Source organism: Streptomyces sirii, assembly GCF_045690365.1.
Lineage (GTDB): Bacteria > Actinomycetota > Actinomycetes > Streptomycetales > Streptomycetaceae > Streptomyces > Streptomyces sirii.
The window spans coordinates 7,986,974-8,008,528 of record NZ_CP147982.1; the positions used below are offsets into that span (position 1 = coordinate 7,986,974).

Here is a 21,555-nt window from a genome sequence, read left to right on the forward strand (position 1 = left end):
CATTCCGGGCATCCGGGTGCGTTGCGCAGTGCCCGTACCGGCCAACTGAACTTAGGTTAGGCTAACCATATGTCAATAACGCAACGAGAGCGGCCGAATACGACCGGATACGGTCGTCGCGAGCGCCCGCCGACCCCGGCGCGCCCTCCCCTTCGGTCGGCCGCCGCACTCGCCGTCCTCCTGGTGGGCCTGGTGCTGCTCTCGCTGCTCGTCGGCACCGGATCCAGCTCCCCCGCCCGCGCCTGGGACTACCTCGTGGGCGACCCCGCCGCCCGAGCCGACGCCCAACTCCGGCTCGCCGTCCTGGACGTACGCCTGCCGCGTACGCTCGCCGCCGTGCTCGTCGGCGTCTGCCTCGGCACCGCCGGCTGCCTGCTGCAGTCCGCGACCCGCAACCCGCTCGCCGAGACCGGACTGCTCGGCGTCAACTCCGGCGCCGCCTTCGCCGTCGTCGTCGGGCTGACTTTCTTCGGCGCGGCCTCCTCCTTCGCGCTGCTGCTGTGGGCCCTGCTCGGCGGGATGGCCGCGAGCGCGGTCGTGCTGCTGCTCGCCGGGTCCGGACGCGCCGCCGGCTCCCCGCTGCGGCTCGTCCTCGCCGGCTCCGCGCTCGGCGCGACCTTCCACGGCATGACCTCGTACGTACTGCTGGGCACCCAGGCGACCTTCGACACCTACCGCTACTGGACGATCGGCTCCCTCGCCGGGGTGGAGACCTCCGACCTCGTGCCGCTGCTGCCGCTGGTCGCCGTCGGCCTGCTCACCGCGCTCGGCTGCGCCCGCCCGCTGTCGGCGCTCGGCCTCGGCGACGACGGCGCCCGCTCGCTCGGCCACCACCCCGGCCGGATCCGGCTCGTGGTCGCGGCCGCGGTCTCGCTGCTGGCCGGCTGCGCGGTCGCGGTGGCCGGGCCCATCGCCTTCCTCGGCCTGCTCGCCCCCTACGCCGCCCGGACGCTGGCCGGGGCGCGGATGACCGCCCAACTCGCCCTGTCCGCACTCATCGCGGCCGATGTCGTGATCCTCGCCGACATCCTCGCCCGGATCGTCATCCGGCCCTGGGAGACACCGGTCAGCGTGCTGCTGGCGTTCGTGGGCGGACCGCTGCTCGTGTGGATCGCCCGCTCGTCCCGCCTGTCGACCGCAGGAGCCTCGGCATGACCCCTTCCGGCACGGCACCGGACGTCACCCCGCCCGACAGCACGGTCCTGCGCACCACCACCCTCTCCTGGCTCTTCCCCCGCCGCAGCGCGCTCGCCGCGGCGCTCCTCGTGCCGCTGCTCCTCGTCCTCATCGCCCTCGCCGTCATGGCGAGTTCGACGGGGATGAGCCCGGCGCAGACCCTCTCCGGGCTGCTCGGCACCGGCGATCCCGGGAGCGTCATGATCGTGCGGGACTTCCGGCTGCCCCGCGTCCTCGTCGGCCTCATGGTCGGTGCCGCCCTCGGCGTCTCCGGCTGCCTCACCCAGACCCTCGCCGGCAACCGCCTCGCCACCCCCGACCTCCTCGGTGTCAACGAGGGCGCCACCGCCGCGGTCGTCGCCTCCGCGGCCGGCTCCGCGACCGGCATGGTCGGCGGCTGGTGGCTCGGCCCGCTCGGCGCCGTCGCCGCGGCGGCGCTCGTCGTACTGTGCGCGGGCGGTGCGGGCGGCCGCGGCTACCGCGTCCTCGTCGTCGGCATCGGCGTCTCCACCTTCATCGGCGCGGTCGGCGATCTCGTGATGTCCCGCCAGAACGACAACACCGCGGGCGGCGTCTTCCTCTGGGCCGTCGGCAGCCTCAACGGGCGCGACGGTGGCGTCGGTACGCCGCTCCTGATCGCCCTGCTGTTCCTGCTGCCGCTCTCCCTCGCTGCCGGGCACCACCTGCAACTCCTGCGCTTCGACGACGACATGGCCGCGAGCCTCGGCGTCGATCTGCGACGCCTGCGGGCCGCCGCCCTGGCCCTCGCCGTGGCGCTCGCCGGGATCGCGGTCGGTGTCGGCGGCCCCATCGCCTTCGTCGCCCTCGCCGCCCCGGTCCTCGCCCAGCGGCTCAGCGGCGCCACCCGCGTCCCGGTCCTCGGCTCCGCGCTGACCGGCGCCGCCCTCATCGTCGCGGCCGACGCACTGGGACGCGTCGCCGCACCCGTCGAACTCCCGGTCGGCGTCGTCACCAGCGTCCTGGGCGGGCCCTTCCTCCTGTGGGTCCTCTTCCGCTCGGACCGGACCACCAGAAAGGCATGACCAGCATGAGTGCCACTCCCGGGCTCGAAGTACGCGCGCTGAGCGCCGGATACCCCGGCCGTACGGTCGTCAGGGACGCCGAGTTCGCCGTTCCCGCGGGGCGGGTCGCCGCGATCGTCGGCCCCAACGGCTGCGGCAAGTCCACCCTGTTGCGGACCCTCGCCCGGCTGCACCGCCCGGAATCCGGCACGGTCCATGCCGACGGCGCCGACGTCTGGCGGATGAGCCGGCGCCAGGCCGCGCGCCGTATCGCCCTGCTGCCGCAGTCGCCGCGCGCCCCCGAGGCCGTGACCGTCGCCGGGCTCGTCCGCTACGGCCGCCACCCCCACCAGGGCCTGCTGCGCCAGTGGTCGCGCGAGGACGAGGAGGCCGTACGCCAGGCGCTGGCGGCCACCGGTACCACCGAGCTGGCGGCCGAACGCCTCGACCGGCTCTCCGGCGGCCAGCGTCAGCGCTGCTGGCTCGCGATGGTCCTCGCACAGCACACCCCCGTCGTCCTCCTCGACGAACCCACCAGCGCCCTCGACCTCGGCCATGTCGTCGAGGTCCTCGAACTCGTCCGCGAGGTGGCCGCCGCCGGCCGCACCGTCGTCATGGTCCAGCACGACCTGGCCGCCGCGGCCCGCTACGCCGACACCGTCATCGCCATGAAGGACGGCCGCGTCATCGCCGAGGGCGCTCCCCGCGACACGGTCGACGAGGCCCTGGTCAAGGAGCTCTACGCGCTGGACGCCGACATCCTGCGGGCACCCGGCGACGCCTCGCCGGTCGTCGTTCCCCGGGCCCGCGGCGGCAACTGACGGTGTGATGGGCGGACGGGTGGACGGGCGGGCGAAGAGGCCTGCCGTCGGACCGGTGCCTCTTGTGCCGTCCCACCCCGCCGTATCCTTATTGCTTATTACTTGCAATTGCATTAGATGGGTGAAAGAGGTGGCGGTGTGGGCTCTCCGGTAGTGCTCGGCATCGAGTCGTCGTGCGACGAGACCGGCGCGGGGCTGGTGCGGGAGGGGCGGCTGCTGGGGCACGCGGTGGCGTCGAGCATGGACGAGCACGCCCGCTTCGGCGGGGTGGTCCCCGAGATCGCCGCCCGCGCCCATGTCCACTCCTTCACGCCGGTGGTCCGCCGGGCACTGGACGCGGCGGGGCTGCGCATGGCGGACATCGGTGCGATCGCCGTCACCACCGGCCCCGGTTTGTCGGGTGCGCTCCAGGTGGGCCTGGCCGGGGCCAAGTCCCTGGCGTATGCGCTGGATGTGCCGCTGTACGGCGTCCACCACCTCGCCGGGCATGTCGCCGCCGACACCTTGGAGCACGGACCGCTGCCCGACCCCTGCATGGTGCTGATCGTCTCCGGCGGACACACCTCGCTGCTGCTGGTGCGGGACCTGGCACGCGATCCGATCGTGCACCTGGGCGACACCGTGGACGACGCGGCCGGGGAGTGCTTCGACAAGGTCGCGCGGGTCTTCGGCCTGCCCTATCCGGGCGGCCCCGCCATCGACCGGACGGCCCGGGACGGTGATCCGCGCGCCGTCACGTTTCCCCGCCCGCTGACCGGGCCGCGGGACGCCCGCTATGCGTTCTCCTTCTCGGGGCTGAAGACGGCCGCGGCCCGCTGGGCGGAGCGGCACCGCATCCAGGGCGAGGATCTGCCGCTGGCCGACGGTGCGGCCGCGCTTCAGGAGGCGGTGGCCGATGTGCTCACCCGCAAGGCCGTCGCGGCGTGCCGTGAGCACCGGGTGGACACCCTGGTCGTGGTGGGCGGGGTGGCCGCGAACTCCCGGGTGCGGGCCCTGGCCGAGGAGCGCTGCCGGGCGGCCGGCATCGCACTGCGCGTGCCGTCGCTGAAGCTGTGCACGGACAACGGCGCGATGATCGCCGCCGTCGGGGATCTGCTGGTCCGGGCGGGTGCCGAACCCGCCCCGCTGGAGGTGTCCATCGACCCGTCGGCACCGCTGGAGCGGGCGGCGCTGCACCCCAAAGGCGATTGCCGGGTCGGCAAAGGAAGAGAGGCGGCTTCCCGCCTCGCGCCCTAGCGTGAAGAGAGGGCCGAATTGTCCCCGTAATGGAGCAGAGGGTGATGCGCGATGACCGGACCTTCCGAGCAAGGGAAGCGGAACGCGGGGAGCCTCGGGCGGACGACCATCGCCGACGGCGTGGTCGCGAAGATCGCATATCTGGCGGCCGGGGATGTGGCGGGAGTGCACGCCCTGGGCAGCGGTCTCTCCCGATCCGTGGGCGAGCTGCGCAAGCGCGTACCCGGGGGAGGCACGACCGCGACGCACGGCGTCAAGGTCGAAGTCGGTGAGAAGCAGGCGGCGGTCGACCTGGACATCGTCGCCGAGTACGGCGAGGTCATCCCGGACGTGGCCAGGGCGGTGCGCGAGGACGTGATAGCCGCGGTGGAGCGGATGACCGGGCTCGAAGTCGTCGAGGTCAACATCGCGGTGAGCGATGTGAAACTCCCCGAAGAGGAGGAGGAGACCGAGGAACGGGTGCGGTGACGGCCGGTACGACCCGTACGAGCGGGAGCGGGTGCGGGAGGTCCCGCAGCCCCGGGTAGTGCCGCGCCGGGGCATCGGTGAACAGCGCGCCGTGGGCGGCGACTTCGGCGCCGGTGCAGCCGGCGCCGATGACCATGCACGGGGTCCGGCAGCGGGTTGAATCCATTTTCCGGTTTGTTTCGTATACGTGGTTGATGGTGGTTCTGAGGGGTCCACAAGGAAGGGAAGAGCATGGGAGTCCTGGAAAACCTGGCTCCCGCGCTGGGCCACAGCCGTCGCGACCGCTCGACGACGGGCCGGCGCAGGGACACCAGCGAACACGACCATGACCGCCGTCGGCGCCGGCGTCGGCGCCACGGCCGCAGCCATGGCCACGGCAGGGGCCATGGAGGGAGGTACTGAGCACTCGACGTGTCTGTCGGCGGCCGGGCTTACCGCCCGGCCGCATCAGTGGGTGAGACGGCATGAGCAGCGCGCGGCCAGACGCTCCCTCCCGCGCCGGCGCCCCGGGCGAAGGCACGGGCACGGGGACGACCCGCCCTGCCACGACGCGCCGCCTGATCTGGAGCCTGCGGCGGTTGCTGTCCGTCGTTGAGGACCCCGACGGCGCGGACGGCATCGTCGAGGCCGCCCCGCCGGTGGCCCTGCGCGAGGTCTTCCGGCGCTTCTGGCCCTACACCAGGGGCGGCCGGCGCTGGCTGGTGGTGATCCTGGCCTTCGTCGTGCTGGGACCGGTCGTCGACGCGGCCGAGATCTGGCTGTTCAAGATCGTCATCGACGACATGCTGGTCCCGCGCGATCTGCACCTCCTGCTGCCGATCGCGCTCGCCTACCTGGCGCTGACCTTCCTCGCCGGAGTCCTCGACTTCGCCGACGAGGTGACCTCCACCTGGGTCGGCGAACGATTCCTGCTGGCCCTGCGGTCCGATCTGTTCCGCCATGTCGAAGGGCTGTCGCTCGGCTTCTTCGAGCGGCGGCGGCTCGGCGATGTGCTCTCCCGCGTCACCGGTGACGTCGACGCGGTCGAGACGTTCCTGCTCTCCGGGATCGTGGACGCGATCGCCCAGGTCATGCGGCTGGCCGTCTTCCTCGGCGTGCTGTTCTACCTGCGCTGGGACCTGACGCTGCTCGCCCTCGTCATCGCGCCGATGTTCTGGTGCACCGCCCGCCGCTTCGCCCGGCGGGTGAAGGCCGCGTCGCGGGAGCGGCGGCGCCGCAGCGGCTCGATCAGCGCGCTCACCGAAGAGGCCCTGGGCAATATCGCGCTCGTGCAGGCGTACAACCGGCAACGGTGGGAGCACCGGAGGTTCGAGCGCGAGAACCTCGGCAGGTTCCGGGCGGCCATGGCCTCCGCGCGCATCGGAGCGGTGTACGCCACGGTCGTCGACCTCATCGAGCTGGCCGGCGCGCTGCTCGTGATGGGCCTGGGCACCTGGCAACTGACCCAGGGCCACCTCACCCTGGGCGGCCTGATGGTCTTCCTCACCCTGCTGAGCAGGCTCTACAGTCCCATCCGCGGGATCTCCGGCCTCAGCAACACCTTCTTCTCGGCGTCCGCCGCCGCGGAGCGGATCATCGAGCTGCTCGACCAGCGGCCGCAGGTCCTCCAGGCCCCGGCTCCGCGCGCGCTCGGCCGTACCCGCGGTGGCGTCGAGTTCGAGGACGTCTCCTTCCGCTACCCCGGGACCACCCGGCCGGCCCTGTCGGGGATCTCGTTCCGCGTGGCGCCCGGCGAGACGCTGGCACTGGTCGGGGCCAGCGGCGCCGGGAAGACCACCGCCGCCAAGCTGCTGCTGCGCTTCTACGACCCGGACCACGGCACCATCCGCCTCGACGGGAACGACCTTCGCGAGCTGCGCCTGGACGACCTGCGGGACAACGTCGCCATGCTGCTCCAGGAGACCCTGGTCCTCCACGGCACGGTGCGCGACAACATCGCCTACGGCCGCCCCGACGCCGGCGACGAGGAGATCGTCGCGGCCGCCCGCGCCGCGGACGCCCACCGCTTCATCAGCCAACTCCCCCACGGCTACGAGACGTTGGTGGGTCAGCGCGGCCGGCTGCTCTCCGGCGGACAGCGACAGCGCCTGGCCATCGCCCGCGCCGTGATCCGCGATGCGCCCGTACTCCTCCTCGACGAGCCGACCACCGGCCTGGACGCGGAATCCGGCCGGCACGTCCTGCAGCCGCTGCGCCGGTTGATGCGCGGCCGCACCACGATCCTGATCTCCCACAACCTGCTCACCGTGCGCGACGCCACCCAGATCCTGCTGCTCGATGACGGCCGCGTCGCCGACCGCGGCACCCACCAGCAGCTGCTCCGCCGCAGTGCGACCTACGCACGGCTCTACCGGCTGCACGGGCCCGGCGACCCGGCGCCGGCCGAGGTCGTGCCATGACCCGCGCGCCGGCCCCCGAGCCCCCGCCGCTGGCGGCCGGAACGACGGTGGCCCCGCGCTACGAGGTCCTCGCCCATCTGTGCCGCACCGGCTGGCTGGATCTGTACGACGCCTGGAGCCAGGAGCGGGAGTGCCGATGCGTGGTGAAGGTGCTGCGCCCGGACCGGCGAGGCGAGCGGCGGCTGCGCGAGCGACTGCTGCAAGAGGGCCGCTGGCTCCAGACGTTCACCCACCCGCACCTGGTCCGGGGCTACGAGACGGGCCGGACCCCGCAGCCCTTCGTGGTGCTGGAGACGCTCACCGGGGAGACCCTGGCGCACCTCATCGACCGCCGCCGGCGCCGGCTGGCCGCCGCCGACCTCGCCCTGCTCGGCCTGCAACTGTGCTCGGCGCTGCACTACCTGCACGGCCACGGCCTGCTGCACCTCGACCTGAAGCCGTCCAACGTCGTGGTCGGCTGCCGGCGCGCGAAGCTGCTCGACCTGAGCGTCGCCCGCCCGCCCGGCCCGGCCCCACCGGGCATCGGCACCCTCGGCTACCTCGCTCCCGAGCAGGCCCGCGGCGGGCTGCTCACCCCCGCGGCCGACGTCTGGGGACTGGGCGGCACCCTGTACGAGGCCGCAACCGGCGAGGTGCCCTTCGACGACGGCGGGACCTGGGACGGCAGCGGAGCGGCGACCTGGGACACCGGCAGCGCATCGCAGGAGGAGGCGGAAGCCGGACGGTACCGGTATCCGCAGCTCGACGGGCCGGCTCCCGCCGTCAGCACGCGACGGCGCCTTCCGCACACCCTCGGCGCGGCGATCGACCGCTGCCTCGCCCCCGATCCGGCGGCCCGGCCGTCCCTCACCCAGCTCGCGGCGGCACTCGACGGGGTGCTGCCGCACGACCGGCGTGCGGCCGCGGCCGGCTGAACACCGGGCCCGCGAACGGACGTCCCGTCTCCGCCCATCGCGGGGACGATCATGAACCATTCGCCGGGCCCACGACGTACCTCAGACAGCTCCGAACCGGCGAACTCCAGGAGGTGCCCGATGTCCGCTCGTCTGGCCGAGGCGTCGCTGAGGGGAGTGGCCGGTGTCTGCGCGCTCCTCAGCGCCGTGGTCCATCTCCTGCTCGTCCCCGAACACCTGGAGGAAGTGGCGTACATGGGAATACTGTTCCTGGTCGGAAGTGTGGCGTTGCTCGTCGCCGCCGCGGGCCTGGCGCGGCCGCGCCCGCTGCCGGCGTGGCTGCTGGGCACGGCGGTCAGCGCCGGCATGGTGCTCGGCTTCGCGCTGTCCCGTACCGTCGGGCTGCCGGACTACCAGGAAGTGGGCTGGGACCCGCCGTACGGAGTCCTGTCCATGGTTGCCGAGGTGGCGTTCGTCGTCGCCTTCGTCGTGTGGTGCGGTGTGGAGCGGACTCGCACCGCGTCCACCGCGGTCACCCGCCCCGCCGCGTCCGTACACGTTCGGTAGCCCTGCCGTGAGCACCGCCGCGCCCCCGGTCCCGATGCCCGTGTACCGGTGCCCGCCGACCCCCGTCGAGGCGTCGGCACCGAGGGAGAATGGGTGCGTGGTCTTCCGTAACCGCCAGGCAATCCCCTGGCCGGGGCGGACCGTAGACAAGGGTATGCAGAGGTTGCAGCTCCCGGTCGGACGCATCCCGGACGAGGCGCTGCTGGCTGGTCTGGCCACGGGCGACCCGGAGCTGGCCGTCACGTTCGTACGGCGCTTCCAGCACACGGTCTTCGGCGTGGCCATCGCGGTCACCCGCGATGCGCAGCTCGCCGAGGACATCGCCCAGCAGACCTTCGAACGCGCCTGGCGGCATGCGCAGATCTACGACTCCCGCCGCGGATCGGTGACCGCCTGGCTGACGACCATCGCGCACAACCTCGCCATCGACGCCGTCCGGTCGCGCCGGCCGGAGCCGGTGGCCCCCGAGGACCTCGACGCCCTCCTGGGCGCGGTGACCGACACCCCCGAGGACCGGGCGCTCGCCGACGAGGCCTCGTCCGCCCTGCGGGCCGCGGTGGCGCGGCTGCCGGGCGAACAGGGCCGCGCACTGGTGATGGCGGGCATCTACGGGATGACGGCTCAGCAGGTCGCCGACTGGGAGCACATCCCGCTCGGCACCGCCAAGACGCGGATCAGGGCCGCGATGGCGAAGTTGCGGGCCACGCTCACCTCGCCCGATCCCACGCAACCGCACCCCGCGTCGGCGCATCCCACACGTCCGCAACCCGGGACCCCCGAGCGAGGCGGCCATGACTAGGGACCTGAGCTGCGAACAGCTGCACGAGACCGGTGCCGAGCTGGCACTGGGCGTGCTCTCGGGCCGGGAGCGGGCCGAGGCGGCCGCCCATCTGGACCGCTGCGCGGACTGCCGGGAGTACATCGAGCAGCTCGCCCTCGTCGGTGACGGACTGCTCGGCCTGCTGCCCCGCAGCGAACCGCCGGCCGGCTTCGAGACCAGGGTGGCGCGGCGGCTGACGCAGGCCCAGGCCGAGCGCGACGGACGCGAGACGGCCCGCGGTCTCGGGCGCCGGCGCGCGGGGTTCCGCCGCGGCGTACGGCTGCGGGTCGCGTCCGCCGCGGCGGTGCTGGCGCTCGGCTTCGGGTTCGGCGGATGGGCCCTCGGCACGGCCATCGAGAACATGGCGGCCGGTCCCGTGCGGCCCGTCCAGGCCGGGACGCATGTGCTGTGGGCGCAGCTGACCGGAGCCGGTGCGGGGCATCGGCAGCCGGTCGGCGACCTCTACGCCCATCCCGGGGAGCACGGCTGGGTGTTCATGGACGTCGACCTCGCCGATGCCGGAATCCCGTACGACGGCAAGGTCACCTGCCTGCTGGACCGCACCGACGGCAGCACCGTCCGAGTCGGCACCTTCGACCTGCACGACGGAGACGGCTACTGGGGCGCCCCGGCCTCGGTGGACCCCGCCACGCTCTCCGGCGTCCGGCTGCTCGCGGCCGACGGCAGTGTCCTGGCCACCGCGCAGTTCACCGCGCGGTGACGGGGGAGCCGCTTTCGCGGCCGGTAACCAGACCTCAGGGCGTGTCCTGGACGGAGGGCCGAATCGGCCGCCGGGGACCGCGCCGCCTACTCGGGAAGATCCTCGTCGCGGGCGATGTGCACCGCCGCCTCCTCCGCCGACGCCGCGCCCCCGTCGATGCCGACGTCCCGGGCGGAGATGTCGTTGCTGCCGCCACGCCAGAACCCCTCGTCGGCGCCCACCAGCCGCCCGGCCCGCTCGTCGCCGCACTCGGCGTCCAACGGCTCGCCCACCCCGCCCGGCAGATCGCCGATACCGTCGCCGTCGGGCGCGCTCACCTCCGGTACCTCCAGGGTCAGCCGGTGTTCGAGGGTGTCGCCGTCATGCAGCTCCCGTGCGGTGGTCCCGGCGTGATTGACCACGTACGGCCGTTCGGGGGGCGAGTAGCCGGTGTCCAGCGTCTCGTCGAGCCCCGGCTCGTCGAGGGCGTCCTCCATGTCCAGGTCGTTGGGGTTGTCCTGGGGATCGGTTCGGGGCGGCTGGTAGACCTCGTCGCCCATCGCGTCGTCGGACATAACCGCCCTCCCTCTTCCCCTTCGCTCGCCCCGCCGCGGACTGCGGCAGGTGCCGGTATCACCAATTGTCCGCCTGCCGGCGCCGCCCGGCAGCGCCAGGACGGACCGAGCCGGTGTCAGGCGCGCCGGTGCTCGGTGTGCAGCCCGACGGCCTCGGCGATGCTCTGCACATTGCCGAAGCGCTCGTGCGCGGGCAGCCGCTCGGCCATGCCGACCAGCCGGTCCGGTGCGTTGTTGCGCCGCAGCGTCTCGATGATCGTGTTCTTGTCGGCCGGGTAGAGGCTCCGGCCGAGGTGCTGAGCCAGTTCGGAGCGCAGCCCGACGTCCTGCTCGGTCATACCGGTCGGTGTGCCGCCCCGGAAGGTGCTCTCGGGGGACCACGCGGCCAGGGGCTGGTCCTCGCCCGCCGGCTGGAGCTCATGCTCCTCGTCCGTGCGCAGCGAGCGCACCGTGGTGAACTCCCCGCGCAACTGCTTCTTCATCACGTCGTCCCGTGCGGGTCCGGTCTTGTCCGTTCCGTGTTCCATGACCATCGCTGCCTCCGGCTCTGGGTGTCGTACCGACCCGACGCGTTTCTCCCAGTTTCCCCGGTCCTTTCGCCCTAACAACCGGAGGCCGCCACAGGCGCGGTTTCAGGGGCGCTTTCCGCCCCGTTTACGCAATACGCGCAGCCGGGTACGGAAGGTGACCGGGTCGTCCGGCAGAGGCATATGCCCGTCATGCATACGCCATTTCCGGAAGGGGAATTCGTATGGCAGCCAACCGCGTCTCGCCGACGGCAACGCGATACCGATGGCAGCCAACCGCATACCGGCAGAATCCGAGGAATCCGAGGAATCCAAGGAGGCAGCGCCATGCGACTCTCGCTCCTTCGACCGGTCATCGATCGGCCAGGGCCCTGGGCAACCGTTTACGCCGATATCTCGCACGGCACCGAGGACGTCGAAAAACAACAGGAGTTGCTGGCGAGCGCCACCACGGCCCAGCTCTTCGCGCTCGGCGCGGACGAGGCCACCTGCGGGGCCGTGCACGAGGCCCTGGTCGCGCCGCGCGACAGCGCACCGGGCGCGCACACCGGCCGGGTGCTCTTCGCCCACGACGGCGTGGTCGTGCTGGACACACCGCTTCCCGGCCCCCCGGCCACTCCCTTCGCCGCCTGGGGGCCGGTACCCCGGGTCACCCCCCTGCTGGCGGCGATCGGCGACGACCCCGTCTGCCTCGTGGTCCGCCTGGACCGCAACGGAGCGGACCTGGTCGTGCTCGGGGAGCGAGGCGCCGACGACACCGGCCGGGCCGGTGACACCGAACGTCCCCCGCCCCGCACCGCCCCGGCCGACTGGTCCGAACGGCATCTGCAGGCCACGGCGGGGCGCACCTGGGAGCAGAGCGCCGGGGAGATCGCCGACGCGGTGCGCGAGGCGTTCGACAGCAGCGGCGCCGAGGCCGTCGTGCTGATCGGCGGCGAGGCGCACGAGCGGCATCTGGTGCACGACAAGCTGCCCTCACGGCTGCGCGCCGTCACCTACGAGAGCGAGCACGGCGGGCGCGCGCCCGGGGCCGAGCGCGATCTGGTCGAGCGGGACATCGCCCAGATCCGGGCCGTCCGGGAGCGCGAGCACGTCGCGCAGGTGACGGACCGCTTCCGTACGGGCGCCGGGTCCGGCGGCCGGAGCGCTCCGCGGGCCGCGGCCGGCATCCCCGCCCTCGTCGAGGCGGCGCGGGCGCACCGGATCGAAACGCTGCTGGTCAGCCCGCACGGTGCGGATATCGCACGGCAGGTATGGGTGGGCGAGGGAGTGGATCAACTGGCCGTACGGGGCGCGGATGTGCAGGCCATGGGGGAGGAGCGCCCGGCGACCGCACGCGCGGACGACGCCCTGGTGCGGTGCGCGGTCGCCGGCGGAGCCGAGATCGTGGTCGTCCGCGACCTCGAACAGGCGCCGGAGGGCGGACTCGGCGCCATCCTGCGCCGGTCGGAGGGGCAATCGCCGGAGTGACCACCGCACCGCCGTCCCGGCCGCCCACGGCGGCCACCGAGCGGGTACCGCAACCGCACAAGGGGCCGGCCGCCGACCGGTGACATCCGGTCGGCGGGCGGCCCCTTGTGCTCGTACGGAGTGCCTCAGTCCTGGGCTTCGGCCGCCACCGGCTTCGGGATCAGGAAGGAGGTGGCGATGGCCGCGGCCAGGATGAGCACACCGGCGATCATGCCGGCGGTGTAGCCACCGGGCGACGACGGGTCCGCCGGGGCGGCGGCGGTCTTGACCGCGTAGAGGGCCGCGAAGCTCAGCCCCGCACCGAGGTTGAACGCGCCCGCGTTCAGACCGGGCAGGAAGCCCGGGTTGTCGCTGGGGGAGAGCACGATGCCGAGTCCGTTGAGGACGATGTTCGCCACACCCGCGTAGGCGATGCCCACCAGGACGGAGGTCACCAGCAGCAGGACCTGCGAGTGGCTGTGCATCGTCAGCAGCATCAGCACCACCGTCGCCACCGAGCCGACCAGCCCGAACCGCAGGACGCGGCGGTAACCGTAGGTGGCCGCGAGACGGCCGGCCAGCGGGCCCATGGCCAGTCCGGCCAGCGCGTACGGCGACAGCGTCCACCACGCGGACTGCTCGGCGCTCATCCCGAGACCGGCCTGGGCGTCCTGTGCGAAGGCGGGTATCAGCCCGTTCATCACGGCGAAGACGCCGGTCATGGTGAGCACGGTGGTCAGCAGGGTGGCCCAGGTGGCGCGCTGCTTGAGATGGTGCGTGGCGACCAGCGGGTGGCCGCTGCGGTTCTCGGTGCGCCAGAACAGGGCGAAGGCGGCCGCGGCCACGACGACCAGTACGGCGATCAGCGTCCAGTCGGCCGCGGCGAGCTTGCCCGCCTCGTTGAGCGCGGTCAGCAGCGAGCCGACGGAGACGACGAGCAGGGCGACACCGGGCCAGTCCATCCGGCGGGCGCCCGACCCCTGGGCCGCGGGGTTCCCGCCGTCGTCCAGGACGGGTGCCTTGGACTCCGGGGTGAGGGTGGCGACCAGGACGGCGGCGAGCGCCGCCACGACCGCCATCGCCCAGAAGACCGAACCGAAGCCGTGGTGGTCGGCGAGGTAGCCGCCGGCGAGCGAGTCGACACCGGCGATTCCGCCGTTGACCGCGGTGATCACGCCGAGCAGGGTGCCGTACCGCTTCGGCTCCGACACCTCGACCCGCAGCATGATCAGACACAGCGGGACGACCGGACCGCAGACGCCCTGGACGACGCGGCCCGCGAAGAGCATCGGCACGCTGGTCGCCAGCGCGGCGATCACACAGCCGACGACCATCAGGCCGAGCATGCCGGCCAGCACCCGGCGGCGGCCGATGACATCGCCCAGCCTCGGCAGGAACAGTGAGAACAGCGCCGCCGAGGTGAAGAACGCGGTCTGGGTGAGGCCGATCTCGGCGGAGCTGGCGCCGAGGGTGTCCTCGATGTTCTTCAGCGCGGGGCTGAGCATGCTGGCGTTGAGCTGGAAGGCGAAGCACGCCGCGAGCAGGGCGGTGAGCAGGACGCCGGTGCGGACGCCGGATCCGGTGCCGCCCGCCGGTGCGGGCGGGCGCTGAGTGGTGGAGACGCTCATGCCGTGACGTCGCCGATCCGCTCCAGCGCGTCCACGACGAGGTTCCAGAACCGCTCGTGGTCGAGCTTGACCGCGACCTGAGTGGTGCAGTCGGCCGGCGCGGGCGCACGGAAGTCCGCCACGGTCATGCCGAGGGTCAGCGCGCCCCGCAGTTCGATGTCCACCGGAGCCCTGCGTACCGTCATGACGTCCGGGTCGATGACGTACGCCACCGCGCACGGGTCGTGCACCGGCGGGTGGTCGAAGCCCTGGTTCTCCCGGTAGGCCTCCCGGAAGAACTCCAGCAGCTCCAGTACGAAGGTGGCCGGCTTGGTGCCGACCGCGGCGATCTTCTCCTCGACCTCGGGAGTGGCCAGCGCCTGGTGCGTGAGGTCCAGGCCGACCATCGTGACCAGCCACTTCTCGTTGAAGACGATATGGGCGGCCTCGGGGTCGATCTTGATGTTGAACTCGGCGACCGCGCTCCAGTTGCCCTCGTGGTAGCCGCCGCCCATCAGCACGACCTCGCGCACCCGCTCCGCGATCCGCGGTTCCTTGCGCACGGCCATGGCGATGTTGGTCAGGCCCGCGGTCGGGACGAGGGTGATCTCACCGGGCTCGTGGGACATCACCGTGTCGATGATCAGGTCCACCGCGTGCCGGCGGTCCAGCTCTATGGCGGGTTCGGGCAGCTCCGGGCCGTCGAGCCCGGTCTCGCCGTGGATGTCCGGTGCGGTCTCGATGTCCCGTACCAGCGGACGGGGGCAGCCGGCCGCGAAGGGGACGCCCGTGATCCCGGCTATCCGCGCCACGGACAGGGCGTTGCGGGTCACCTTCTCCAGCGTCTGGTTCCCGACCACGGTCGTCACGGCGACCAGCTCGACGTCGGGGTTCCCATGCGCCAGGAGCATGGCGATCGCGTCGTCATGCCCCGGGTCGCAGTCGAGGATGATCTTTCTGGCCAACGGAAGAGCCCCTTTGCTCTGCGGAACGGTGGTGCGGGGGGTGCCGGGTGAAGTCTCTGGGAGCGCCGCAGGGGGCTGCTGCCGCTGGAAAACGTTCTCCGAGAATTTGGCTCATTCCGCCACCTGATGTCAACGGAATGTGAGCCATCCGACCGGTTTCGCGGGCATTGATCCGCCCTGATGGCACGGTGTGTGAGCGGTGATAACGTTTGCCGCCCCCATCCGGTACGGTGGCCGCCCTCATGCCGGTACGGCTCGACTCGAAGGGCACCCCACCGTGGCCGAAGTCACCTTGAAGGACGTCGCGCTGGCGTCGGGCTGCTCCATCGCCACGGTCTCCCGCGTGCTGGCCGGCACCCGCCCGGTCGGCGCCGAGACCGCCCGCACCGTGCGCGAGGCGGCCGAGCGCCTGGGCTACCGCCCCAACCACGTGGCCAGGGCCCTGCGCAGCCGCTCCACCGGGACCGTCGGACTCGTCCTGCCGCAGATCACCAACCCCTTCTTCCCCACCCTCGTCCGGGAGCTGGAGCACGCCCTGCACGCCGAGGGGCGGGCGGTGCTCCTCGCCGACTGCGACGACGACCCGGAGACCGAGGCGGCCCGGATCGCCGCCCTGCTGAGCCGGCGGGTCGACGCCCTGCTGCTGATACCGGTCGACGAGCGGCGCAGCCGGGAGGCGGTGGCCGCCGCGGCCGCCCAGGTTCCGCTGGTGCTGTTGGACCGCGGCTGCGGCCCCGGCGTCGCCGACTCCGTCGCCGTCGACAACGCGGCCGGTATGGCCCTCGTGCTGGAGCATCTGGCCGCCACCGGCCGCCGCCGCCCGTGCTTCATCGGTGCGGCCGGAACCGCGTCGACGGCCGTCGAGCGCCGTGCGGCCTACGAGGCGGGCGCCGCGGCCCTGGACCCGGAGGCGCCCGGGCGCAGCGCGCTCGGCGACTTCTCCGTGGAGTGGGGCCGGGCCGCCGTCGACCGCCTTTGGCCCTCCCGGCCGGACGCCGTGGTCTGCGCCAACGACCTCATCGCGGCCGGTGCGCTGCAGCGGCTGCGGCAGCTGGGCGCGGACGTACCGGGCGAGGTCGCCGTCACCGGCTTCGACGACATCCCGCTCGCCGGCCTCGCGGACCCCGCGCTGACCACCGTCCGTCAGCCGGTCGGCGAACTGGCGGCCGAGGCCGCCCGGTTGCTGGCCCGTCGGCCGGCCGGGGGAGATCCGGGCCCGCGGCGTACGGTCCGGCTCGCACCCCAACTCGTCGTCCGTGCCTCCAGTGTGCCGGACCCGCGACCCCTTGACCGTACGCGGTCAGCGAGTAAAGTCTAGACCAATCACCTCACCCTCGCGCTCTTCACCCCCCTCGCGAAAGGGTTGACATGGACAGGAAGAGAAGGCTGGCTTTAGCCATCGGTGCGGGAATCGCCCCGCTGCTCGTCGTCACCTTGCCGGTGAGCCCGGCCAGCGCGCACGGATATGTCTCCTCGCCCCCCAGTCGGCAGGCGCAGTGTGCCGCCGGCACCATCGAATGCGGGCCGATCAAATGGGAGCCGCAGAGTGTCGAAGGCCCCAAGGGGCTGACCAGTTGCAGCGGCGGCAACAGCCAGTTCGCCGATCTCGACGATGACTCCAAGGGCTGGCAGGTCACCCCGATCGGCAGCTCCCAGACCTTCAGCTGGAAATTGACGGCGCGTCACTCCACCAGCACCTGGCAGTACTTCGTCGGCGGACAGAAAGTCGCGGAGTTCAACGACGGCGGTGCCCAGCCGCCCGAGACCGTCACCCACACCGTCGACTTCGGCGGCATCACCGGTAAGCAGAAGATCCTCGCGGTCTGGAACATCGCCGACACCGCGAACGCCTTCTACGCCTGTATCGACGTCAATATCGGCGGCTGAAGGGAGCCCCTCCCCCCTCGGGCGCATCCCTTGACTTCCCCCGGCGTCCCCACCACCTCGTCGTCCTGAGCCGGTCCGTGCGGTGAGCGGCAGTCAGCAGGGCGACGAGGGCGGCGGGTACACCCGTTACGATCGGCTCATTCATGGCCGATGTGGGTGGCCGCTGCCGGGAGGAAGAGATGGGCCTGTTCCGCCGAGGACCGAAGCGGGATTCCCGTGAACTCGCACGCGACGGGGAGTTCGGCTTCTTCTCCGAGCGGGAGGGCGGCGTCTTCAGATCACAGGTCCGCCAGGCGTTCGCGGAACAGGGCCTCGAAGTGACCGTGTACGCGGGCCTGGTCACCGACTCCGCGGGCCGCCAGTTCGGCCTCGGCAACCTCGCCGCGGTCTGCCATCGCGACCGGCGCGGCGAGCGCAGCTGGCCCGCGCTGATCCGGGATCACGTCGGAAAGGTGCTGCGGACGATGGACGGCCCGCAGCCGCTGGAGATCCTCAGCGGGGACGAGATCCGGGCCTGCCTCTACCCCCGGGTCGTCGCCCAGGAGACGCTGCCGGCCTCGGACTCCTTCCGCTACGGCCGGGAGCCGGCGCCGGGGCTGCGCGAGGTGCTCGCCCTCGACCTGCCCGAGGCGGTGCAGATGCTGAGCGAGGACTCGCTGACCGACCTCGGGGACGTGGCCGAGCTGCGCATCCGGGCGATGAACAATCTGCGGGCGCTGCCCGTCGAGGGGCATGAGACGGTGCGCCGCGGCGACGGCTCGGCGTTCGAGGTGCTGCTCGGGGACTCCTTCTTCACCGCGAGCCGGGTCCTGGTGCTCGACGAGCTGGTGCAGCGGATCATGGGCACCGGGCTCACCGCGGACGGTGCGCTGGTCGCCATGCCCTTCCGGCACCAGCTGGCGTTCCACCGCATCCACGACGCCCAGGTCATCCCGGCGTTGCAGGCCATGGCGCAGTTCGCGGCGGCCGGCCACGAGGACGCGGCGGGCGCCATCAGCCCCAAGGTGTTCTGGTGGCGCCGGGGCGTGATGACCCCGCTGAGCGAGCCGGACGGCGAGGGGCTGCGGATCGTGGTGAGCGGGGACTTCCAGGAGCTGCTGGACCGGTTGGTCCAGGACGAGGCCTGACCGCCGGACGGGGCCCCGACTGCCTACCGGGCCGCGGCCACCGGTCGGGAAACGCCCCCGTGCACATCCCGTACAAGATTTTCTTGCCGAATCTCCACCGCGGGGGAACCGATGCCGTCCGATGCCCGTTTGTCTAAGTGAGGCCCCACGCTCTCCCCCGTGCGTGGGGCCTCACCACTGCCCGCGGCCGCCGCCAGGGCGTGTCTCCCCGAGCCGGGCCCGCTCCTCGTCGCTGAGGAGCCGCGAGCGGATCAGAAAGCGCACCCCTTCGGGTGCCTCCAGGGAGAAGCCGCTGCCCCGCCCCGGTACGACGTCCACGGTCAGATGCGTGTGCCGCCAGCGCTCGAACTGGTCCGCCGACATCCAGAACCCCACCGGCTCCGGCACCCCCGCCACGCTCAGCCGGGCCAGCAGCACATCCGACGATCCCGTACGGAACTCCCCGGCGGGGTAGCACATCGGCGCGCTGCCGTCGCAGCAGCCACCGGACTGGTGGAACATCAGCGGTCCGTGCTGATCGCGCAGCAGCCGCAGCAGTTCGCTCGCCGCCGCGCTGAGCGCGATGCGCGAGGCTCCCTCGGCCACCCCGGTCGTGGGGACGGCCGCCTCCCACCCGTCGCCGCCGCCCATCAGAACCGGCCCGGCGTCGTGCCGAAGCAGCTGACCTGCGGGTTCCTCGTCTCACAGCGGTACATGTGCCTCTCCTGTCCTGACCGGCCGGATCATGACCAACGGGCCGCCGATGCGCCCCGCCCAGTTAACCGCCGGCAAGGTTGCGAGGTGGTTGCACACCACCGCGCGCCGGGGCCGGGCGAGCGGGTGAGCCGTGTCTCACCCGCGTGGCGCCCCTTGTCTATGCAACTCGTTGCATAGAAGGATCGGGGTATGGCGCTCGAACACGCGATCCTCGTCTCCCTGCTGGAGAAGCCGGGCTCGGGCTATGAGCTGTCCCGGCGGTTCGAGCGCTCCATCGGCTACTTCTGGACCGCCACCCACCAGCAGATCTACCGCGTCCTGAAGCGGATGGAGAGCGACGGCTGGATCGATGTCCGCGAGGTGCCGCAGCAGGGCCGGCCGGACAAGAAGGAGTACTCCGTCGCGGCCCTGGGCCGGGCCGCCCTCTCCCAGTGGCTGCACGAGCCGATCGAGCCCGAGAGCGTCCGGCACGAGCTCGCGGTGAAGATCCGCGGCGCGGCCTTCGACGACCCGGCCGCGCTGATCCGCGAGGTCGAACGGCACCACCAGGCGCACACCGACCGCCTCGCGCACTATCTCGCGGGGGAGCGGCGCGACTTCACCGGCCCCGAGGCTCCCGACCCGCTGGACGCCGGGCAGGAGCTCCAGCACGTCGTGCTGCGCGGCGGTATCGCGTACGAGCGGATGACCCTCGCCTGGCTCGACGACGTCCTCGCCACCCTCCGCCGGCTCGGCTCCGCACGCTGAACCGGCGCCCCGTCCCCGACCCACCCGACTTCCCAGCCTCCGTTTCCCAGCCCCAACTCCCGAGCCGGAAAGGCGAACACCCATGGCCGACCCGCTGCTGTTCAACCCGCGCACCTACGACCCGGCGCACTTCGACCCCGAGACCCGCCGGCTGCTGCGCGCCACTGTCGACTGGTTCGAGGAGCGCGGCAAGCGCCAGCTGATCGAGGACTACCGCTCCCGCGCCTGGCTGGCGGACTTCCTGGCGTTCTCCGCCAAGGAAGGGCTGTTCGCGACGTTCCTCACGCCCGCCTCCGCCGCCGGCGGGCAGCAGGACAAGCGCTGGGACACCGCCCGGATCGCCGTCCTCAACGAGATCTTCGGCTTCTACGGGCTCGACTACTGGTACGCCTGGCAGGTCACCATCCTCGGTCTCGGCCCGGTCTGGCAGAGCGACAACGCCGCGGCCCGCGGTCGCGCGGCCGAACTCCTCGACCAGGGCGAGGTGTTCGCCTTCGGCCTGTCCGAGAAGTCCCACGGCGCCGACATCTACTCCACCGACATGCTGCTGGAGCCGGACAGTGACGGTGCCGGCGGCTTCCTGGCCAGCGGCTCCAAGTACTACATCGGCAACGGCAACGCCGCCGGGCTCGTCTCCGTCTTCGGCCGCCGCACCGACGTCGAGGGCCCGGACGGCTATGTCTTCTTCGCCGCCGACAGCCGCCACGAGGCGTACCACCTGGTGAAGAACGTCGTCGACTCCTCGAAGTACGTCAGCGAGTTCCGCCTGGAGCGCTACCCGGTCAGGCCGGACGACATCCTGCACACCGGCCGCGCGGCCTTCGACGCCGCCCTCAACACCGTCAACGTCGGCAAGTTCAACCTCTGCACCGCCTCCATCGGCATCTGCGAGCACGCGATGTACGAGGCCGTCACCCACGCGCAGAACCGCATCCTCTACGGCCGTCCGGTCACCGCCTTCCCGCACGTGCGCCGCGAGCTGACCGACGCCTACGTCCGCCTCATCGGGATGAAGCTGTTCAGCGACCGGGCCGTCGACTACTTCCGCTCCGCCGGCCCCGACGACCGCCGCTACCTCCTCTTCAACCCGATGACGAAGATGAAGGTGACCACCGAGGGCGAGAAGGTCATCGACCTGATGTGGGACGTGATCGCCGCCAAGGGCTTCGAGAAGGACACCTACTTCGCCCAGGCCGCCACCGAGATCCGGGGGCTGCCGAAGCTGGAGGGCACGGTCCACGTCAACCTGGCGCTGATCTTGAAGTTCATGGGCAACCACCTGCTGGCCCCGACCGAGTACCCGCCCGTCGAGACCCGCCTGGACGCGGCCGACGACGCGTTCCTCTTCCAGCAGGGACCCGCCCGCGGGCTGGGCGCCATCCGCTTCCACGACTGGCGCGCCGCCTACGACGCCTACGTCGAGCTGCCCAATGTCGCCCGCTTGCGGGAACAGGCCGACGCGCTGTGCGAGTTCGTCACCACCGCGGCCCCCGACGAGGAGCAGAGCCGTGACCTCGATCTGCTGCTCGCCGTCGGCCAGCTGTTCGCGCTGGTCGTGCACGGTCAGCTGATCCTGGAGCAGGCCCGCCTGACCGGCCTTGAGCAGGACGTGCTCGACGAGCTGTTCGCCGTCCTCGTACGCGACTTCTCCGCGCACGCCGTCGAGCTGCACGGCAAGGGCTCCGCCACCGCCGAACAGCAGCGCTGGGCGCTGGGCGCGGTCCGTCGCCCGGTCGTCGACGACGCCCGCTCGCAGCGCGTCTGGGAGCGCGTCGAGGCGCTGGCCGGGGCGTACGAGATGGCGCCGTAGCCGCCACTGGGCAGCGGCACGGAACGGGGGGCCGGATCGGCCGAGCACATCGGCGATCCGGCC

Annotated in this window: 21 protein-coding genes; 16 read left to right on the forward strand and 5 right to left on the reverse strand. The window is 72.3% G+C overall.

Features of this window, described 5'->3' with window-relative positions; genetic code table 11:
- Positions 1–69 precede the first annotated feature (69 nt).
- From WAB15_RS35370 to WAB15_RS35415, 10 genes are all read left to right on the forward strand, one after another.
- Positions 70–1,155 (forward strand): FecCD family ABC transporter permease, encoded by a 1,086-nt coding sequence (locus tag WAB15_RS35370; protein WP_407288779.1) that lies wholly within the window; start codon positions 70–72, stop codon positions 1,153–1,155.
- Entirely contained in the window at positions 1,152–2,219 is a 1,068-nt protein-coding gene (locus tag WAB15_RS35375) for a FecCD family ABC transporter permease (protein ID WP_407288780.1), read from the forward strand. The genes WAB15_RS35370 and WAB15_RS35375 overlap by 4 nt, the downstream gene beginning before the upstream one ends.
- Positions 2,216–3,019 (forward strand): ABC transporter ATP-binding protein, encoded by an 804-nt coding sequence (locus WAB15_RS35380; protein WP_407288781.1) that lies wholly within the window; start codon positions 2,216–2,218, stop codon positions 3,017–3,019. The genes WAB15_RS35375 and WAB15_RS35380 overlap by 4 nt, the downstream gene beginning before the upstream one ends.
- Positions 3,020–3,157: 138 nt before the next feature.
- Entirely contained in the window at positions 3,158–4,255 is a 1,098-nt protein-coding gene (tsaD, locus tag WAB15_RS35385) for a tRNA (adenosine(37)-N6)-threonylcarbamoyltransferase complex transferase subunit TsaD (protein WP_407288782.1), read from the forward strand.
- A gap of 51 nt (positions 4,256–4,306) precedes the next feature.
- Positions 4,307–4,723 (forward strand): Asp23/Gls24 family envelope stress response protein, encoded by a 417-nt coding sequence (locus WAB15_RS35390; protein WP_407288783.1) that lies wholly within the window; start codon positions 4,307–4,309, stop codon positions 4,721–4,723.
- A 578-nt stretch (positions 4,724–5,301) separates the two neighbouring features.
- Positions 5,302–7,122 (forward strand): ABC transporter ATP-binding protein, encoded by a 1,821-nt coding sequence (locus WAB15_RS35395; protein ID WP_407288784.1) that lies wholly within the window; start codon positions 5,302–5,304, stop codon positions 7,120–7,122.
- The gene (locus WAB15_RS35400) at positions 7,119–8,036 is read left to right on the forward strand and encodes a serine/threonine-protein kinase (RefSeq protein WP_407288785.1); all 918 of its coding nucleotides are present in this window, start codon (positions 7,119–7,121) and stop codon (positions 8,034–8,036) included. Before WAB15_RS35395 ends, WAB15_RS35400 begins: the two co-directional genes overlap by 4 nt.
- A gap of 120 nt (positions 8,037–8,156) precedes the next feature.
- On the forward strand, positions 8,157–8,582 hold the full coding sequence (locus tag WAB15_RS35405) for a hypothetical protein (RefSeq protein WP_407288786.1): 426 nt from the start codon (positions 8,157–8,159) through the stop codon (positions 8,580–8,582).
- A gap of 154 nt (positions 8,583–8,736) precedes the next feature.
- A complete protein-coding gene (locus tag WAB15_RS35410; RefSeq protein ID WP_407288787.1) occupies positions 8,737–9,381 on the forward strand; it encodes an RNA polymerase sigma factor in 645 nt (214 codons plus the stop codon).
- Entirely contained in the window at positions 9,374–10,123 is a 750-nt protein-coding gene (locus WAB15_RS35415; protein WP_399145441.1) for a hypothetical protein, read from the forward strand. The genes WAB15_RS35410 and WAB15_RS35415 overlap by 8 nt, the downstream gene beginning before the upstream one ends.
- Positions 10,124–10,209: 86 nt before the next feature.
- Here WAB15_RS35415 and WAB15_RS35420 read toward each other — a convergent pair whose 3' ends face one another.
- Positions 10,210–10,677 (reverse strand): DUF5709 domain-containing protein, encoded by a 468-nt coding sequence (locus tag WAB15_RS35420; protein WP_407288788.1) that lies wholly within the window; start codon positions 10,675–10,677, stop codon positions 10,210–10,212.
- A 116-nt stretch (positions 10,678–10,793) separates the two neighbouring features.
- On the reverse strand, positions 10,794–11,204 hold the full coding sequence (locus tag WAB15_RS35425) for a DUF2795 domain-containing protein (protein ID WP_399145443.1): 411 nt from the start codon (positions 11,202–11,204) through the stop codon (positions 10,794–10,796).
- A 327-nt stretch (positions 11,205–11,531) separates the two neighbouring features.
- Here WAB15_RS35425 and WAB15_RS35430 point away from each other — a divergent pair, with 327 nt between their 5' ends.
- The gene (locus WAB15_RS35430; RefSeq protein ID WP_407288789.1) at positions 11,532–12,674 is read left to right on the forward strand and encodes a hypothetical protein; all 1,143 of its coding nucleotides are present in this window, start codon (positions 11,532–11,534) and stop codon (positions 12,672–12,674) included.
- Between the two features lie 125 nt (positions 12,675–12,799).
- On the opposite strand, the gene WAB15_RS35435 is transcribed toward WAB15_RS35430, so the two are convergent.
- Both WAB15_RS35435 and WAB15_RS35440 read right to left on the reverse strand, forming a co-directional pair.
- The gene (locus WAB15_RS35435) at positions 12,800–14,281 is read right to left on the reverse strand and encodes an MFS transporter (protein WP_399145445.1); all 1,482 of its coding nucleotides are present in this window, start codon (positions 14,279–14,281) and stop codon (positions 12,800–12,802) included.
- Entirely contained in the window at positions 14,278–15,225 is a 948-nt protein-coding gene (locus WAB15_RS35440) for a nucleoside hydrolase (RefSeq protein ID WP_399145446.1), read from the reverse strand. Before WAB15_RS35440 ends, WAB15_RS35435 begins: the two co-directional genes overlap by 4 nt.
- Before the next feature lie 277 nt (positions 15,226–15,502).
- Between WAB15_RS35440 and WAB15_RS35445 the strand changes: the two genes are divergently transcribed.
- The 3 genes from WAB15_RS35445 (at position 15,503) to WAB15_RS35455 (ending at position 18,239) form a co-directional block, all read left to right on the forward strand.
- Positions 15,503–16,543, forward strand: coding sequence for a LacI family DNA-binding transcriptional regulator (locus WAB15_RS35445; protein ID WP_399145447.1), 1,041 nt, complete (start codon positions 15,503–15,505; stop codon positions 16,541–16,543).
- Positions 16,544–16,593: 50 nt separating this feature from the next.
- Positions 16,594–17,112: a lytic polysaccharide monooxygenase auxiliary activity family 9 protein gene (locus WAB15_RS35450; RefSeq protein ID WP_399145448.1), complete on the forward strand. Its 519-nt coding sequence runs from the start codon at positions 16,594–16,596 to the stop codon at positions 17,110–17,112.
- Between the two features lie 179 nt (positions 17,113–17,291).
- Complete coding sequence (locus tag WAB15_RS35455) at positions 17,292–18,239, forward strand: hypothetical protein (protein ID WP_399145588.1); 948 nt, start codon at positions 17,292–17,294, stop codon at positions 18,237–18,239.
- 171 nt (positions 18,240–18,410) lie between these two features.
- On the opposite strand, the gene WAB15_RS35460 is transcribed toward WAB15_RS35455, so the two are convergent.
- Positions 18,411–18,869: a DUF779 domain-containing protein gene (locus WAB15_RS35460; protein ID WP_399145449.1), complete on the reverse strand. Its 459-nt coding sequence runs from the start codon at positions 18,867–18,869 to the stop codon at positions 18,411–18,413.
- A 255-nt stretch (positions 18,870–19,124) separates the two neighbouring features.
- Here WAB15_RS35460 and WAB15_RS35465 point away from each other — a divergent pair, with 255 nt between their 5' ends.
- Complete coding sequence (locus WAB15_RS35465; protein ID WP_399145450.1) at positions 19,125–19,682, forward strand: PadR family transcriptional regulator; 558 nt, start codon at positions 19,125–19,127, stop codon at positions 19,680–19,682.
- 82 nt (positions 19,683–19,764) lie between these two features.
- Positions 19,765–21,492 carry an acyl-CoA dehydrogenase family protein gene (locus WAB15_RS35470; protein ID WP_407288790.1) on the forward strand — a complete coding sequence of 576 codons (1,728 nt, stop codon included), beginning with the start codon at positions 19,765–19,767 and terminating at the stop codon, positions 21,490–21,492.
- Positions 21,493–21,555 lie beyond the last annotated feature (63 nt).

Excerpts from the sequence above, each read along its gene's own strand:
- WAB15_RS35370 (WP_407288779.1), top strand. The coding sequence starts at position 70 with ATGTCAATAACGCAACGAGAGCGGCCGAATACGACCGGATACGGTCGT.
- WAB15_RS35375 (WP_407288780.1), top strand. The coding sequence starts at position 1,152 with ATGACCCCTTCCGGCACGGCACCGGACGTCACCCCGCCCGACAGCACG.
- WAB15_RS35380 (WP_407288781.1), top strand. The coding sequence starts at position 2,216 with ATGACCAGCATGAGTGCCACTCCCGGGCTCGAAGTACGCGCGCTGAGC.
- WAB15_RS35390 (WP_407288783.1), top strand. The coding sequence starts at position 4,307 with ATGACCGGACCTTCCGAGCAAGGGAAGCGGAACGCGGGGAGCCTCGGG.
- WAB15_RS35400 (WP_407288785.1), top strand. The coding sequence starts at position 7,119 with ATGACCCGCGCGCCGGCCCCCGAGCCCCCGCCGCTGGCGGCCGGAACG.
- WAB15_RS35405 (WP_407288786.1), top strand. The coding sequence starts at position 8,157 with ATGTCCGCTCGTCTGGCCGAGGCGTCGCTGAGGGGAGTGGCCGGTGTC.
- WAB15_RS35410 (WP_407288787.1), top strand. The coding sequence starts at position 8,737 with ATGCAGAGGTTGCAGCTCCCGGTCGGACGCATCCCGGACGAGGCGCTG.
- WAB15_RS35415 (WP_399145441.1), top strand. The coding sequence starts at position 9,374 with ATGACTAGGGACCTGAGCTGCGAACAGCTGCACGAGACCGGTGCCGAG.
- WAB15_RS35420 (WP_407288788.1), bottom strand. The coding sequence starts at position 10,677 with ATGTCCGACGACGCGATGGGCGACGAGGTCTACCAGCCGCCCCGAACC.
- WAB15_RS35425 (WP_399145443.1), bottom strand. The coding sequence starts at position 11,204 with ATGGAACACGGAACGGACAAGACCGGACCCGCACGGGACGACGTGATG.
- WAB15_RS35430 (WP_407288789.1), top strand. The coding sequence starts at position 11,532 with ATGCGACTCTCGCTCCTTCGACCGGTCATCGATCGGCCAGGGCCCTGG.
- WAB15_RS35435 (WP_399145445.1), bottom strand. The coding sequence starts at position 14,281 with ATGAGCGTCTCCACCACTCAGCGCCCGCCCGCACCGGCGGGCGGCACC.
- WAB15_RS35450 (WP_399145448.1), top strand. The coding sequence starts at position 16,594 with ATGGACAGGAAGAGAAGGCTGGCTTTAGCCATCGGTGCGGGAATCGCC.
- WAB15_RS35455 (WP_399145588.1), top strand. The coding sequence starts at position 17,292 with ATGGGCCTGTTCCGCCGAGGACCGAAGCGGGATTCCCGTGAACTCGCA.
- WAB15_RS35460 (WP_399145449.1), bottom strand. The coding sequence starts at position 18,869 with ATGGGCGGCGGCGACGGGTGGGAGGCGGCCGTCCCCACGACCGGGGTG.
- WAB15_RS35465 (WP_399145450.1), top strand. The coding sequence starts at position 19,125 with ATGGCGCTCGAACACGCGATCCTCGTCTCCCTGCTGGAGAAGCCGGGC.
- WAB15_RS35470 (WP_407288790.1), top strand. The coding sequence starts at position 19,765 with ATGGCCGACCCGCTGCTGTTCAACCCGCGCACCTACGACCCGGCGCAC.